Consider the following 13,682-nt stretch of genomic DNA (forward strand, 5'->3'; position numbering starts at 1 on the left):
GGAGGCGGCGGGCGGGCGGGTGCGGTCCGGGCCGCCGTCGTCCGCGGCGGAGCCGCCCCGCCCATGGCCGCGTAGGCGACGCCGCCCAGGGTGAGGCTCGCCAGCAGCACGGAGAGGGCGGTCTTCAGCGTGCGCCCCGGGTGTCGCCCGTCGCGCGGCCGCCAGTCGTCCCGCCGCCGGGTGCGCGCGGCACGGGCCGGTTCCGCGTCTCGGGCGGCCCGGAAGGCGGCCAGGGCGCGGCGTTCGCCCTCGGTGTCGGCGCCCTCCGCCCGCAGTGCCGCGGCGAGCAGCGCCTCCGTGCCGGGCACGCCGCCGGGGGCGGCCCGGGGACCGGTGTCGCGGCCGTCACCCGCCTCGTGCCGTGCGCCCATGCCCGCTCCCGCTCGGTCCGCGGGGCCGCCGCCCTCGGCGCCCCTCATGTCGACTCCCCCAGCGTCCGGGGGCCGTCATCCGTCACACCGTCGGCTCCCAGTTGCCGGGCGAGCCGCTTCAGCCCCCGGTACGTCGCCGTACGCACCGCGCCCGGCCGTTTGCCGAGCACGCGCGCGGCGGAGGGCCCGTCGAGCCCGACGACGACCCGCAGCAGGACGGCCTCGGCCTGGTCGCGCGGCAGCGCCGCGACCAGGCCGAGCGCGGCCCGGGTGGACAGCGTCTCCAGTGCCTGCTCGTGCGTGCTGTGCGGACCGGGCAGGTCCAGGACGTCCTGCTCCAGCGCCGTGGGTCGGGGCCGTACCTTCTGGCGGCGCAGGTGGTCCAGGGCCCGGTGCCGGGCGATCGTCGCCGTCCAGCCCCGGAAGCCGGCGCCGTCCCCCTTGAAGCGCCGCAGGTCACGGGCTATCTCCAGCCAGGCGTCCGCCGCGACGTCCTCGGCGTCGTCGCCGACCAGCCCGCGCACGTAGCCCAGGAGTCCGGGCTGCACGAACCGGTAGGCGACCGCGAAGGCGGCCTCGTCACCTTGCTGGGCCCGCGCGACGGCCGCGCCCAGTTCCCCGTCGTACGCCTGCACGCGGCGGGGTTCCCCTCGCTGGCCCAAGAACCGTCCTCGTCCGTACCGAGTCCTGCGCGCGCTCAGGTGAGCCCGCCCCCACGGTCATCAGCGTTGCGGCGCACGGAAGTGTCACAGGGAAGCGGTCGTCGCGTCCCGGCACAGCAGGCGCAGCGACCCGTCCCCGGCGAAGCAGCGGCGGGCCTCGTCGATCGGGTCCCACAGCCGGCCGTCCGGGGTGCGGACCCAGTGGTCGCCGCCGGTCGTCCACCACTCGCCGCCCGCCTGCCGCACGATCACCTCCCCGGCGTAGGCGCCGAGTCCGCGCAGCGCCGTCTCCACCGCGGCGTACGGCGCCTGCTCGCGCCGGATCGCGTCGATCACCCGGTCCACGCGCCACAGGCTCTGCGCCGAGTAGTCCAGGCGCAGCCGCGCGCCCTCGCGCATCGTGGCCACCGCGTCCGCCGCCCACCGCACCGGCTTGGCGGCGGCCGACGGCCGGGTCTGCTGCGGGCTCGTCGTCCCGCTCGTCCATCCGCTCGTCAATCCGCTGGTCACAGTCGTCACATGGGCTATAGCGCCGTACGGCGGGCTCGCGTCACACGTGGGAGGCGGTCGTTCCGCAACCGGCGCAGGACCGCCCCACCTCCCCCACGTCCGCCGCACCGCCACCGCGTGTTCCCCGCACGACGGTCACAGGCAGGGCCCGACGGCGGCCCCGGCGTTCAGCCCCGTCCCCGGGCCCGGCGGGAGACCACCGCGCGCAGCACGCGGCGCCCCTCCGTGGAGACCTCCAGAGCCGGACGCACCCCGGCCGCGCCGTGCCCGGCGAGCAGTTCCAGGACGCCGGCCTGGCGGCGCAGTTCGGCGGCGACGAGCGGGGAGCCCCTCCGTGCCCGCGTCGCGGGGGACGTCGCCCTCCGGGGCCGCGCCAGCCGCCGGGTCGAGCAGCCGGTGGATGCGGAGCGAGGCGGCGGAACAGGCGTCGGCCCACGTCCGCAGCGCCGGGCCGGAGCACTCGGCCGGCGCCGCCGCGAGCATGCGGCGGGCCAGGACCACGGCCTCGTCCTCACCCGTGGCGTCGGGGCCGGCGAGCTTGTCCCGCACCTGCGCCAGCGCCTCGGCCCAGTCGGGTCCGGGCGCGTCGCCGGACCCGTCGGCGAGCGTCGCCCACAGGGGTCTGAGGGCCTCGTCGTCGCCGTCGAGCAGCGGGACGCAGCGATCCAAACAAGCCAGCCCGCTCGCGGCGAGTCCGCGTGTGTCGGCCCGCGCGATCAGTTCCACCAGGCTCATCGGGTGCCTCCCAGTTCCGGCCGCTGCGCCCCGCCCACCACCACGGAGCCCGCACTGACCCTTACTGCGTGCGACGGCCCGGGAGTGTCACAGCGGCACGACGCCCAGCCGGTCGAGGAACCGGAAGAAGAGGTTTTCGGCCACGGGACCGGAGGCGAGGACCCCGTCGTCGCCACCCGCGTCGGGCTCCGCAGCCGGGTCGTCCGACAGCACCCGCGCCAGTTCGGCGGCATTCGCGGCACACCCCGCCTCGGCGGCCCAGGCGACGGCGCGCTCGGCGGCGTCCCGGGGTTCCAGGAAGTAGTCCTCCAGGGTGAGCCCGTCCCGCTCGGCGCCCAGGTAGCCGGCCATGGCGGTGCGCGCCAGGCAGGTCGTCCACGCCCCGCTCTCGGGCGCCGCCGCCTCCACGACCACGCAGTCGCTGTCCATCACGTAGCCGAACAGCGCGGGCGCGCCGGTCTGCCCGGCCAGGTCGTTCATGTTCCCGACGTCTCCGTCGCCGCCCGGGAACTCCCACACCTGCCAGCCGTCCGGCGCGGACTGGCGCAGGGCCATGTCCGCGGCGCCGGACAGCGCCTCCAGCTCCGCGAGCGGCCGCTCGGCGCGGCCGACGACGAAGTACCCCCAGTAGCCCATGTCCCGGTTCCCCCCGGCGTGTCGGTTCGGCTGGGCAAAAGACCACCACAGCCGTACGGGAGTTCGCAGCAGGATCGGCCAATCGGCGTGTTGGCCGCGTCGGTCGGGGTCAGTCGAGCCGGTTCGCCAGCGCCGCGAAGTCCGTCCAGGACAGCTCGGGCTTGCCGGGGTCCCACAGCTTCTGGACCGTCGCGGCCAGCGGCAGCCGGATGCCCTCGGCGACCTGGGCCTGGGTCTGGGCGTTCGGGAAGTCGCCCCAGACGGCGAAGCTGCCGCCGAGTATCTGGTCGTCGTACTTGGCGTCGACGGCGGTGGTGCCGCGCAGGACGCGCGGGGTCCACTGCTCGTAGATGCGCTCGCCGGTCGGATAGACGAAGGTCTGCGGCTGGCCGAGCACGTAGTAGAGGAACTCGTCGTTGTAGTTGAGGACCTGGCGGCCCTCGCTCAGGTACTCGGCCGGCGGGCGGGCGCCGATCTCCTTGCCGGTCCAGTAGGCGACCTTGATGTCCTTGAGCGGCTCGACGGAGGTGTCCTTGAAGAAGCCGTCGTTCCAGGCGCGCGGGGTGCGGTCGTGTGCCATGACCGTCTTGGCGCGGCCGTTGAGCCAGCCGGTGGTGAGGTCGGCGACGGTGCCGTCGGAGCCGTAGGCCTTGCGGGCCGCGGCGGCCAGCGTCGGGTAGGACGCCTCCGGGTTCGGCACCACGAGCGCCTGGTACTCGTCGGCGCCCAGGTGGAACTGGGAGCCGGGGAAGAGGTCGGCGTACTCGTTCAGCAGGTCGTCGACGATCTTCGCGGCCTCCGGCTTGGAGATGTCGATGGCGCCGCGGGTGGCCGTGCCCTGCGCGTTGCGCAGCTGGAGGTCGGGGTGCGCGGCGATCACGGCGCCGAGGTGGCCCGGCGAGTCGATCTCGGGGACGACGGTGATGTGGCGCGAGGAGGCGAGATCGATGATCTCCTTCATCTCGGCCTTGGTCAGGTGGTCGTCCGAGACGATCTCGGGGTGCGAGTCGGACTCGATGCGGAAGGCCTGGTCGTCGGAGAAGTGCAGGCCCAGCTCGTTGAACTTGAGGTCGCCCAGCTCCCGGATCCGGTCCTTGATCCAGTCGGCTGTGTAGTGCTTGCGGGCGATGTCGAGCGAGAAGCCGCGCTTCGGTTTCGCGGGCTCGTCCTTCACGACGCCCTCCGGCGCGGTGCCGCCGCCGTCCACCGCCTGTTTCAGGGTGCGGGTGCCGTAGTAGACCCCGGCCTCGGCGGGCCCGGTGACGGTGACCCGGCCGTCCCGTACGGTCATGGTGTACGACTCCGGGTTCGCGCCCTTGTCGGCCTTGACGTCGAGCAGCAGGTCCCCGGCGCGCTCGTCGTCCTTCTCCCCGGCGTACGTCATGCCCAGGTCGCCGGCGATCTGCTTGCCCTCGTCGGCGAGTCCGGAGTCGGCGACCACGACCCGGTTCCCCTTCTCGGGCTGCCAGCCGGGGCCGCGCGCGGCGGTGTGCTCGCGCACGGCGGGGATGGTGCGCGGCTCCTTGGACAGCGGGTAGGACCGGCTGGGGCTGGGGGCGGCCGCCTCGCCGGTGGAGGACCGGGCCGCCGAGCCCTCCCGGTCGCCGTCACCGCCGCCGTCGCCGTCGGCGGCCCACAGGCCGACTCCCACGCCGAGGGCGGCGACCACCGCGCCGGCGATCACGGCCCGCTGTCTCACCTTGTGCGCCGGTATCCGGCCTCCGTGCTGGCTCACAGCGCCAACCTAAGGTCGCTGTTGCCGTCATGCGTCCACCACATGTTCTGAAACTCTCCCGTTCGGGTGAAATTCGGGCATCGGACGGACACGCGTTGCCGTCACTCGATAACGTGACGCCACACCTTTCGCACAATCCCCTGCCGACACACACGGGAAGCCCACGAGGACCCACGCTGCCTGCGCACCGTCTCCCAGACCTCCCCCGCCGAGTGGCCATACCGGTACCGGTGCAAACACGCGCCACACCGGCACCGTCCGCCCCGCTGGAGCGCTTCAACGCGGCCCCCGCCGACGAGGCCACCCAGACCCTCCTCGCCTGCCTGCACTCCCACGCCTGGGCCCACCGCCTCACCGCCCACCGCCCCTACCCGGACCTCCCCGCCCTCCTGGCGGCGGCGGACGAGGCGGCCTACGACCTCTCCCCGGACGACCTGACCGAGGCCCTGGCGGCGGAGACGCTGCCCGCCCTGCCGGACGACACCTACGCGGCGGCCCACACGGCCCTCGGCGCGGCCCACGCCGCATACGAGTCCCGCTTCGGACACGTGTTCGTCATCAGCCTGGCCGGCCTGTCCCCGGACGAGACCCTGAACCACGTCCTGACAGCCATCCGGTCACGCTTGAACAACGACCCGGACGAAGAACGCCTGGTAACGGCCGAGGAACTGCGGCACCTGGCAAAGACACGACTGGGCAACGCCCTCTAAGGGGCGCGGGGAACTGCGCGAGCAACCACCGACCACCCGCACCCGCACCCGGCAAACCACACCAAACCCCACCCTCGTGGCCGCCCCCGCTCAAATTCACTGCTCCTTTGAGTGCAAGTTTGATCACAACGGCAGGCCCCCCGTAAGCGCCGCAGGCAACCGTCGCTACCATGCTGGGGGCCGGTGGACCGTACCCGGCCGGGCCCGACCGACAAGGAAAGCCGGCGCGGCCCCAATCCCCGCTCCCGGAGGAAATTTCCGTGCCGGCTGGAACGCTGTACCGCGGCCGGGAAGGAATGTGGTCCTGGGTGGCTCACCGAGTCACCGGCGTCCTCATCTTCTTCTTCCTGTTCGTTCACGTGCTGGACACCGCTCTCGTGCGGGTGTCCCCCGAGGCCTACGACACCGTCGTGGCCACGTACAAGACGCCGATCGTCGCGCTGCTGGAGTACGGCCTCGTCGCCGCCATCCTCTTCCACGCGCTCAACGGCCTGCGTGTCATCGCCGTCGACTTCTGGGTCAAGGGCGCCCGCTACCAGAAGCAGATGCTCTGGACCGTCGTCGCCCTGTGGGTCGTGCTGATGCTCGGGGCGATCTACCCCGTCCTCGGCCACGCCGCTCGTGAACTGTTCGGGAGCTGACGCCAATGTCCACGACTGAATCCCCCGCTTCCGGGATCGGCCCCGTCGAGGGCGCCTCCCTCTACTCGGCCGACAACCCGGCGCCGCTCATCGAGGCGCCCCGCGCCCGCACGAAGAAGACCCCGAAGTCCACCCGGGGCAACTTCGAGATGGTCGCCTGGCTGTTCATGCGCCTGTCCGGCGTCGTGCTGGTCGTCCTGGTCCTCGGCCACCTGCTGATCCAGCTGGTGCTCGACGGCGGCGTCTCCAAGATCGGCTTCGCCTTCGTGGCGGGCCGCTGGGCCTCGCCGTTCTGGCAGGTCTGGGACCTCCTGATGCTCTGGCTCGCGATGCTGCACGGCGCGAACGGCCTGCGCACGGTCATCAACGACTACGCGGAGCGCCCGAACACCCGCCTGTGGCTCAAGGGCCTGCTCTACACCGCCACGGTGTTCACCATCCTGCTGGGCACGCTGGTGATCTTCACCTTCGACCCGAACATCCGCTAGGCACGGGGCTGCGAAAATCATGAAGGTACACAAGTACGACACCGTCATCGTCGGCGCCGGTGGCGCCGGCATGCGCGCGGCCATCGAGTCGACCAAGCGCAGCCGCACCGCCGTGCTGACGAAGCTCTACCCCACCCGCTCCCACACGGGCGCCGCGCAGGGCGGCATGGCCGCCGCGCTGGCCAACGTGGAGGAGGACAACTGGGAGTGGCACACCTTCGACACGGTCAAGGGCGGTGACTACCTGGTCGACCAGGACGCCGCCGAGATCCTGGCGAAGGAGGCCATCGACTCGGTCCTCGACCTGGAGAAGATGGGCCTCCCGTTCAACCGGACGCCCAACGGGACCATCGACCAGCGCCGTTTCGGCGGTCACAGCCGCAACCACGGCGAGGCCCCGGTCCGCCGCTCCTGCTACGCGGCCGACCGCACCGGTCACATGATCCTCCAGACGCTCTATCAGAACTGTGTCAAGGAGGGCGTGGAGTTCTTCAACGAGTTCTACGTCCTGGACCAGCTGATCACCGAGGTCGACGGCGTCAAGAAGTCGGCCGGCGTGGTGGCCTACGAGCTGGCGACCGGCGAGATCCACGTCTTCCAGGCGAAGTCCGTGATCTACGCCTCCGGCGGCACCGGCAAGTTCTTCAAGGTGACGTCCAACGCGCACACGCTCACCGGTGACGGCCAGGCGGCCGTGTACCGGCGCGGACTGCCGCTGGAGGACATGGAGTTCTTCCAGTTCCACCCGACCGGCATCTGGCGCATGGGCATCCTGCTGACGGAGGGCGCCCGCGGTGAGGGCGGCATCCTGCGCAACAAGGACGGCGAGCGCTTCATGGAGAAGTACGCGCCGGTCATGAAGGACCTCGCCTCCCGCGACGTCGTCTCGCGCTCCATCTACACGGAGATCCGCGAGGGCCGCGGCTGCGGTCCCGAGGGCGACCACGTCTACCTGGACCTCACCCACCTCCCGCCGGAGCAGCTGGACGCCAAGCTGCCCGACATCACGGAGTTCGCGCGGACCTACCTCGGCATCGAGCCCTACACGGACCCGATCCCGATCCAGCCGACCGCGCACTACGCCATGGGCGGCATCCCGACCAACGTCGAGGGTGAGGTCCTCAGCGACAACACCACCGTCGTCCCCGGCCTGTACGCGGCCGGCGAGGTCGCCTGCGTGTCCGTGCACGGCGCCAACCGGCTGGGCACCAACTCGCTGCTCGACATCAACGTCTTCGGCCGCCGCGCGGGCATCGCCGCCGCGGAGTACGCGCAGAAGGCGGACTTCGTCGAGCTGCCCGAGGACCCGGAGTCCCAGGTCGTCGAGCAGATCGAGCGGCTGCGCTCGTCCACCGGCACCGAGCGGGTGGCGACGCTCCGCCGCGAGCTGCAGGAGTGCATGGACGCCAACGTCATGGTGTTCCGCACCGAGCAGACGATCAAGACGGCCGTCGAGAAGATCGCCGAGCTGCGCGCCCGCTACAAGAACGTGGCGATCCAGGACAAGGGCCGGCGCTTCAACACCGACCTGCTGGAGGCCGTCGAGCTGGGCAACCTGCTCGACCTGGCCGAGGTGATGGCGGTCTCCGCCCTCGCCCGCAAGGAGTCGCGCGGCGGTCACTACCGCGAGGACTTCCCCAACCGCGACGACGTCAACTTCATGCGCCACACCATGGCGTACCGCGAGGTGGGCGACGACGGCGCCGAGTCCATCCGGCTCGACTACAAGCCGGTCGTCCAGACCCGCTACCAGCCGATGGAGCGTAAGTACTGATGGCTACCCCTGTCATGGAGAAGAGCGACCAGGCCCCCGAGCCGGGCTTCGCCGACTCCCCCTACATCACGGTCACCTTCCGCGTCCGGCGGTTCAACCCGGAGGTCGCGGCCGAGGCGACCTGGGAAGACTTCCAGCTGGAGATCGACCCGAAGGAGCGCGTCCTCGACGCGCTGCACAAGATCAAGTGGGACCTGGACGGAAGCCTGACCTTCCGCCGTTCCTGCGCGCACGGCATCTGCGGCTCGGACGCCATGCGGATCAACGGCAAGAACCGCCTCGCGTGCAAGACGCTGATCAAGGATCTCAGCCCCGAGAAGCCGATCACGGTCGAGCCCATCAAGGGCCTGACGGTCCTCAAGGACCTGGTCGTCGACATGGAGCCGTTCTTCCAGGCGTACCGGGACGTGATGCCCTTCCTGATCACGAAGGACACCAACGAGCCGACGCGTGAGCGCCTCCAGACCGCCGAGGACCGCGAGCGCTTCGACGACACGACCAAGTGCATCCTGTGCGCCGCGTGCACGTCCTCGTGCCCGGTGTTCTGGAACGACGGCCAGTACTTCGGCCCGGCCGCGATCGTCAACGCCCACCGCTTCATCTTCGACTCGCGCGACGAGGCCGGCGAGCAGCGGCTGGAGATCCTGAACGACCGCGACGGCGTGTGGCGCTGCCGTACGACCTTCAACTGCACGGACGCCTGCCCGCGCGGCATCGAGGTCACCAAGGCCATCGCGGAGGTGAAGCGAGCGCTGATCACGCGCCGCTTCTGACGCCGTCGGCGTACGCCGGTTCACGGCTGTGAGGGCCCCGTTTCCCCTGGAAGCGGGGCCCTCTGGCATATGCCACACCATCGGGTGAACCCGTCGGCAACGGGCGTACGGGCACTCTCCACCCCCTGAGGATGGCCTCGACGCCAGTTCTCAGGAGGCACACGATGTCCGCAGCACCCGTCGAGCCGCCCCGCGGCGACCTTCCGCTGATCACGGAGGCGAACCGCATCATGGACCGTTCTCCGGGCTACCGCGTCGAAATCATCGAGGGCCAGCTCACCGCGACCCCGCCACCGGACGGCCCGCACGCCGTAGTCCTGACCGACCTCATCCTGCCCTTCGCGGCCGCTGGCCTCCACGGCTCGGAATCGAAGGTGGTCCAGGGCATCGGCCTCTGGCTTCCCATGGACGCCGAGGACTACGCGATTCCCGACCTGGCGATCGTGGACGCCGACGTCGACGACCACCTCGTCGAGAACAACTGCTACGACCCGGTCTGCTTCCGCCTCGTCCTGGAGGTCACCTCCAGCAACTGGAGGAACGACCTCAAGGCCAAGGTCACCGCATACGCCGCCGCCATGGTCCCCGTCTACGTGATCGTCGACCGCAAGCACCAGCGCCTCCACGTCCTGACTGACCCGGACTGCGCCGACTACTCCACCCACCGCGTCCACTCCCCGGGCGAGTCCGTCACCCTCCCCGACTCTCTCGGTGCCGAGGTCACGCTGGACGTCGCCGCGATCCTTGCCGCCGGACGGACGAAGAGCACGCCCGACGAGGGCTGACAATCAGCCGTTCCGGGCGACGATCGTCCTAGCCTGACGCCATGTCAGATGACGAGTCGTACGAACTGCTCGGGTTCGACAACGTACTGCTGCCCGTCGGTGACCTCGGTGAGGCCGTCGGGTTCTACGAGCGGGCCGGCTTCCCGGTCGCCTACCGGCTCGACGAGGCCGGGATCGCGCTGCTGAAGGTCGGCGTCGAGACGCCGGGGCTGCTGCTGCGGGTGGAGGAGGAGTTCGGGCGGCAGCCGCCGATGTGGCCCTCCGCGCGCGTGTGGCTGGAGGTGACCGACGCCCGGGTCGCCGCCCGCGCGCTGAAGGACGCCGGGGTGCCGCCGCTCGACGAGCCGTTCCCCGTCGCCACCGGCTGGACCGTCGAGTTCGCCGACCCGTGGGGCAACGTCATCGGCCTCACGGACTACTCCAAGCGCCCGGAGCTGGGCCGCCGCCCCTGAGCGGAACCTCCGCTTGAACGTGTTCAAAAACAGGTCTACAGTCAGTCCTGTCAGCGTTTTGAACGCGTTCAAGAAGGGGTGGGGCATGGACCGCACCGTCATCGCCTACGTCATCTACCTGGCCGTCAGCATCGGTCTGACCGTCTGGGTGGCCCGCACGCTCAGCCGCAACGGACGGGTCTTCCTCTCCGACGTCCTGCACGGCAACGAGAAGCTCGCGGACGCCGTCAACCACCTCCTGGTGGTCGGCTTCTACCTCGTGAACCTCGGCTTCGTCGCCCTCTACCTGAGCGACGACGAGACCATCACCGACACCCGGGGCATCTTCGAGGCGCTGTCGACCAAGCTCGGCGTGGTGCTGCTGGTGCTCGGCGTGATGCACCTGGGCAACGTGTACGTGCTCAACAAGATCCGGCGGCGCGGCCTGATGGAGCGCGAGCAGGTGCCCCCGGTCCCGCCGCAGGGCTGGGTGGCCCCGACGGCCGGGGCCTGAGCCGATGGCTCCCGCCCCCGGGACGACGGCCGGCGCCCCCGTGCGCCGGCTCACCGTCCTCTACGACGCCGAGTGCGCCCTGTGCACGCATGTACGGGACTGGCTGCTGCGCCAGCCCCGGCTGGTGCCGCTGGAACTGGTCCCGGCCGCGTCCCAGGAGGCGCGCAGGCGCTTCCCCGGGCTCGACCACGGGGCCACCCTGGACGAGGTCACCGCCGTGGGCGACGCCGGGCAGGTCTACCGGGGCGCCGCCGCCTGGGTCGTCGTCCTGTGGGCGCTGCGCGAGTACCGCAGGCTCGCCCACCGGCTCAGCACGCCCAAGGGCGCCTGGCTGGCCCGGGGGGCCGTCCTGGCCGCCGCCAAATGGCGGGGCGGGCAGCGGCAGTGGGGCGGCAACGGGTACCGGCGGGCCGACGGCTGGGTGTACGAGCCGGGGCTCGGCTGGATCTACGCCGGGCCGGGCTGTGACGACGGCACCTGCGCCACTGGATAGGCTCTGGACCCGTGCCTGCGACCAACGACGGCCCCGACGACGGCGCCCACCTCAGCAAGTCCGAGCAGACCCGCGCGCTGATCCTGGAGACGGCCATGCGGCTGTTCCAGGAACGCGGTTACGACCGGACCACGATGCGGGCCATCGCCCAGGAGGCCGGGGTCTCCGTCGGCAACGCGTACTACTACTTCGCCGGCAAGGAACACCTGATCCAGGGCTTCTACGACCGGATCGCCGCCGAGCACCGGGCGGCGGTCCGCGAGGTGCTGGCCCGGGAGACCGACCTGGAGGCGCGGCTGGCGGGCGTGCTGAAGGTCTGGCTGGACATCGCCACGCCGTACCACGAGTTCGCGGTGCAGTTCTTCAAGAACGCCGCCGACCCGGACAGCCCGCTCAGCCCCTTCTCCCCGGAGTCGGAGCACGCGCGCGTGGAGGCCATCAGCATCCACCGCGCGGTGCTCGCCGGGGCGAAGACCAAGGTGCCCGAGGACCTGCGGGACATCCTGCCCGAGCTGATGTGGCTGTCCCAGATGGGCCTCGTCCTGTACTGGATCTTCGACCGCACCGAGGGCCGCGAGCGCAGCTACCGCCTCGCCGAGCGCGGCGCCCGGCTCACCGCGCGGGGCGTCGTACTGGCCCGCTTCCGGGTGCTGCGCCCGCTGGTGCGGGAGGTGCACGAGCTGTTCACGGACTTCCTGCCGGGGATGACGAGGATGATGCCGGACCCCGCGAAGAAGCCGACGCGGGATGCCGGTCCTCAGGCCTGACGGGACGCCAGCTCGATCACCGTGATGTCCGAGGGCGCCCCCACGCGCGTGGGCGGGCCCCAGGCGCCCGCGCCGCGGCTGACGTACAGCTGGGTGTCGCCGTAGCGCTCCAGGCCCGCCAGCGTGGGGTTGGCGGCGCCCGCGATGAGGTTGCCGGGCCAGAGCTGGCCGCCGTGGGTGTGGCCGGAGAGCTGGAGGTCGACGCCGTGGTCGACGGCGTCGTGGATCTGCACCGGCTGGTGGGCGAGGAGCACGCAGGCGCGGGAGCGGTCCCGGTCGCCGAGGGCCCTGTCGTAGTCGGGGCCCTGGCCCTCGTCCTCGCCCGCCACGTCGTTGACGCCGGCCAGGTCGAAGTGGGGCAGCTCGGTGCGGGCGTTCTCCAGCGGGAGCAGCCCGAGCCGCCGCACCTCGGCGACCCACTGCTCGGCGCCGGAGAAGTACTCGTGGTTGCCGGTGACGAAGTACGCGCCGTGCCGCGCCTTGAGCTGGGCCAGCGGGGCGGCGGCCGGGCCGAGGTCCTTCACGCTGCCGTCCACCAGGTCGCCGACGACGGCGATCAGGTCGGGCTGCGTGGAGTTGATCGTGTCGACGACCTGCTGCGCGAAGCCGCGGCCGAGCACCGGGCCCAGGTGGATGTCGCTGACGACGGCGATGCGGAACCCGTGCGCCGCGCGCGGGAGCTTGGCCAGCGGCACCGTGACCCGCTTCACCTTCGGGCCGCTCAGCACACCGTACGTGCCGTAGCCGACCGTGCCGACGGCCGCCGCGGCGGCGGCACCGGCGACGACGCGGGAGACGAAGAGACGGCGGGAGGGTACGGCGAGGGGGCTGCCCTCGGACGGAGCTTCGGCACCCGGCGCCTCGGATGCCTCGGACGCCTCGGGCCTCACGGGTGCCTCGGGCGTCTCGGGCGTCTTCGGCGGAGCCGTGCCGGCCGGTATGCGCGAGGTGTCCGCGGCCGGGGTGACCGAGGGCTCCGCCCCCGCCGTCCGCCGCGCGGCCGCCCTGCGCTCCAGGAACCGCCGCAGCAGCGGCCGGACGACCTCGCCCGCGAGCACCGCGAGCAGCAGGTAGATCGACAGGGCCAGCCACAGGAAGCCCGGCCAGGCGAGCACGCGCTGGAGCCAGAACGGGGCGCCCGCGCGCTCGGCGACCAGCGCCCCGACCGCCAGCAGCCAGCCCCCGGCGATCACCGCCGCGCCGATCCGGCGCACGGGCCCCGGGGCGCGGGTGGTGTCGCGGAACAGGCGCCGCCACACATACCAGTTGGCCGTCACCAGGACGCCCACCATCAGCAACGCGACCAGCACGAAGACGACCACCATGCCGTCGTATCCCCTCGGTTGGGACGCCCGGGGCGTCCGTGACGTCCTCGTCGCCTATGACGTTCGGCGCAGTGCGCGCACGCCGCGCAACCCGATGACCCCGACGACCGTCCCCAATACGAAGGAGACGATCGCGAGCAGCAGGTGCACCCAGAAGTACGCCGTGGGGTCGCCGTCCTCGAAGGCGAGCCCGCTGCCGTCCTTGACCAGGTTTTTGACGAAAGTGATCCAGATGATCCAGCTCCACACCCCGAAAGCGAGCAGGAACCAGGAGACGGGGCGGCTGAGCTTCATGGTTTCAGTATCGCCGCACGCCGTCCGGATCCGTGCGC

The 13,682-nt window shown here is 71.7% G+C and carries 15 protein-coding genes and 2 pseudogenes; 10 read left to right on the forward strand and 7 right to left on the reverse strand.

From position 1 onward, the window contains the following. Window positions 1–415 precede the first annotated feature (415 nt). The 5 genes and pseudogenes from Sru02f_RS33465 to Sru02f_RS33485 form a co-directional block, all read right to left on the reverse strand. Entirely contained in the window at window positions 416–1,033 is a 618-nt protein-coding gene (locus tag Sru02f_RS33465; RefSeq protein WP_109034419.1) for an RNA polymerase sigma factor, read from the reverse strand. An 84-nt stretch (window positions 1,034–1,117) separates the two neighbouring features. Beyond that, entirely contained in the window at window positions 1,118–1,543 is a 426-nt protein-coding gene (locus tag Sru02f_RS33470; protein ID WP_109034417.1) for a hypothetical protein, read from the reverse strand. A gap of 167 nt (window positions 1,544–1,710) precedes the next feature. Then, window positions 1,711–2,278 (reverse strand): annotated as a pseudogene (locus Sru02f_RS33475) (hypothetical protein). Between the two features lie 87 nt (window positions 2,279–2,365). Continuing rightward, window positions 2,366–2,914, reverse strand: a complete 549-nt coding sequence (locus tag Sru02f_RS33480; RefSeq protein ID WP_109034414.1) for a hypothetical protein — start codon at window positions 2,912–2,914, stop codon at window positions 2,366–2,368. A gap of 109 nt (window positions 2,915–3,023) precedes the next feature. After that, window positions 3,024–4,649 carry a beta-N-acetylhexosaminidase gene (locus Sru02f_RS33485; RefSeq protein WP_244941925.1) on the reverse strand — a complete coding sequence of 542 codons (1,626 nt, stop codon included), beginning with the start codon at window positions 4,647–4,649 and terminating at the stop codon, window positions 3,024–3,026. A gap of 176 nt (window positions 4,650–4,825) precedes the next feature. Between Sru02f_RS33485 and Sru02f_RS33490 the strand changes: the two are divergent. The 10 genes and pseudogenes from Sru02f_RS33490 to Sru02f_RS33535 all read left to right on the forward strand — a co-directional run. Further along, window positions 4,826–5,388 (forward strand): annotated as a pseudogene (locus Sru02f_RS33490) (2-oxo-4-hydroxy-4-carboxy-5-ureidoimidazoline decarboxylase); the annotation flags it as partial. Window positions 5,389–5,619: 231 nt separating this feature from the next. Next, a complete protein-coding gene (sdhC, locus tag Sru02f_RS33495; protein WP_003974113.1) occupies window positions 5,620–6,000 on the forward strand; it encodes a succinate dehydrogenase, cytochrome b556 subunit in 381 nt (126 codons plus the stop codon). A 5-nt stretch (window positions 6,001–6,005) separates the two neighbouring features. Then, the gene (locus Sru02f_RS33500) at window positions 6,006–6,488 is read left to right on the forward strand and encodes a succinate dehydrogenase hydrophobic membrane anchor subunit (protein WP_007444154.1); all 483 of its coding nucleotides are present in this window, start codon (window positions 6,006–6,008) and stop codon (window positions 6,486–6,488) included. Window positions 6,489–6,507: 19 nt separating this feature from the next. Next, entirely contained in the window at window positions 6,508–8,262 is a 1,755-nt protein-coding gene (sdhA, locus tag Sru02f_RS33505) for a succinate dehydrogenase flavoprotein subunit (RefSeq protein ID WP_109034409.1), read from the forward strand. Further along, window positions 8,262–9,035, forward strand: a complete 774-nt coding sequence (locus tag Sru02f_RS33510; protein WP_109034407.1) for a succinate dehydrogenase iron-sulfur subunit — start codon at window positions 8,262–8,264, stop codon at window positions 9,033–9,035. The genes sdhA and Sru02f_RS33510 overlap by 1 nt, the downstream gene beginning before the upstream one ends. Window positions 9,036–9,199: 164 nt before the next feature. Continuing rightward, window positions 9,200–9,820, forward strand: coding sequence for a Uma2 family endonuclease (locus Sru02f_RS33515; RefSeq protein WP_109034405.1), 621 nt, complete (start codon window positions 9,200–9,202; stop codon window positions 9,818–9,820). Window positions 9,821–9,861: 41 nt separating this feature from the next. Next, on the forward strand, window positions 9,862–10,272 hold the full coding sequence (locus Sru02f_RS33520) for a VOC family protein (RefSeq protein WP_109034403.1): 411 nt from the start codon (window positions 9,862–9,864) through the stop codon (window positions 10,270–10,272). A gap of 85 nt (window positions 10,273–10,357) precedes the next feature. Next, window positions 10,358–10,765 carry a hypothetical protein gene (locus tag Sru02f_RS33525; RefSeq protein ID WP_109034401.1) on the forward strand — a complete coding sequence of 136 codons (408 nt, stop codon included), beginning with the start codon at window positions 10,358–10,360 and terminating at the stop codon, window positions 10,763–10,765. 4 nt (window positions 10,766–10,769) lie between these two features. Further along, window positions 10,770–11,258 (forward strand): thiol-disulfide oxidoreductase DCC family protein, encoded by a 489-nt coding sequence (locus tag Sru02f_RS33530; RefSeq protein ID WP_109034400.1) that lies wholly within the window; start codon window positions 10,770–10,772, stop codon window positions 11,256–11,258. Between the two features lie 11 nt (window positions 11,259–11,269). Then, a complete protein-coding gene (locus tag Sru02f_RS33535; RefSeq protein ID WP_109034398.1) occupies window positions 11,270–12,025 on the forward strand; it encodes a TetR/AcrR family transcriptional regulator in 756 nt (251 codons plus the stop codon). Here Sru02f_RS33535 and Sru02f_RS33540 read toward each other — a convergent pair. Together Sru02f_RS33540 and Sru02f_RS33545 are read right to left on the reverse strand one after the other, a co-directional pair. After that, entirely contained in the window at window positions 12,016–13,350 is a 1,335-nt protein-coding gene (locus Sru02f_RS33540; RefSeq protein WP_109034396.1) for a metallophosphoesterase, read from the reverse strand. The genes Sru02f_RS33535 and Sru02f_RS33540 overlap by 10 nt on opposite strands. 54 nt (window positions 13,351–13,404) lie before the next feature. Beyond that, complete coding sequence (locus Sru02f_RS33545) at window positions 13,405–13,644, reverse strand: SCO4848 family membrane protein (protein WP_003974124.1); 240 nt, start codon at window positions 13,642–13,644, stop codon at window positions 13,405–13,407. Between the last annotated feature and the right edge of the window lie 38 nt (window positions 13,645–13,682).

Origin of the sequence: Streptomyces rubrogriseus (assembly GCF_027947575.1) — a bacterium.
GTDB lineage: Bacteria > Actinomycetota > Actinomycetes > Streptomycetales > Streptomycetaceae > Streptomyces > Streptomyces rubrogriseus.

Coding starts and splice junctions, on each gene's coding strand:
- Sru02f_RS33525 (WP_109034401.1), top strand. CDS start 10,358: ATGGACCGCACCGTCATCGCCTACGTCATCTACCTGGCCGTCAGCATC.
- Sru02f_RS33500 (WP_007444154.1), top strand. CDS start 6,006: ATGTCCACGACTGAATCCCCCGCTTCCGGGATCGGCCCCGTCGAGGGC.
- Sru02f_RS33545 (WP_003974124.1), bottom strand. CDS start 13,644: ATGAAGCTCAGCCGCCCCGTCTCCTGGTTCCTGCTCGCTTTCGGGGTG.
- Sru02f_RS33515 (WP_109034405.1), top strand. CDS start 9,200: ATGTCCGCAGCACCCGTCGAGCCGCCCCGCGGCGACCTTCCGCTGATC.
- Sru02f_RS33520 (WP_109034403.1), top strand. CDS start 9,862: ATGTCAGATGACGAGTCGTACGAACTGCTCGGGTTCGACAACGTACTG.
- Sru02f_RS33510 (WP_109034407.1), top strand. CDS start 8,262: ATGGCTACCCCTGTCATGGAGAAGAGCGACCAGGCCCCCGAGCCGGGC.
- Sru02f_RS33540 (WP_109034396.1), bottom strand. CDS start 13,350: ATGGTGGTCGTCTTCGTGCTGGTCGCGTTGCTGATGGTGGGCGTCCTG.
- Sru02f_RS33480 (WP_109034414.1), bottom strand. CDS start 2,914: ATGGGCTACTGGGGGTACTTCGTCGTCGGCCGCGCCGAGCGGCCGCTC.
- sdhA (WP_109034409.1), top strand. CDS start 6,508: ATGAAGGTACACAAGTACGACACCGTCATCGTCGGCGCCGGTGGCGCC.
- Sru02f_RS33530 (WP_109034400.1), top strand. CDS start 10,770: ATGGCTCCCGCCCCCGGGACGACGGCCGGCGCCCCCGTGCGCCGGCTC.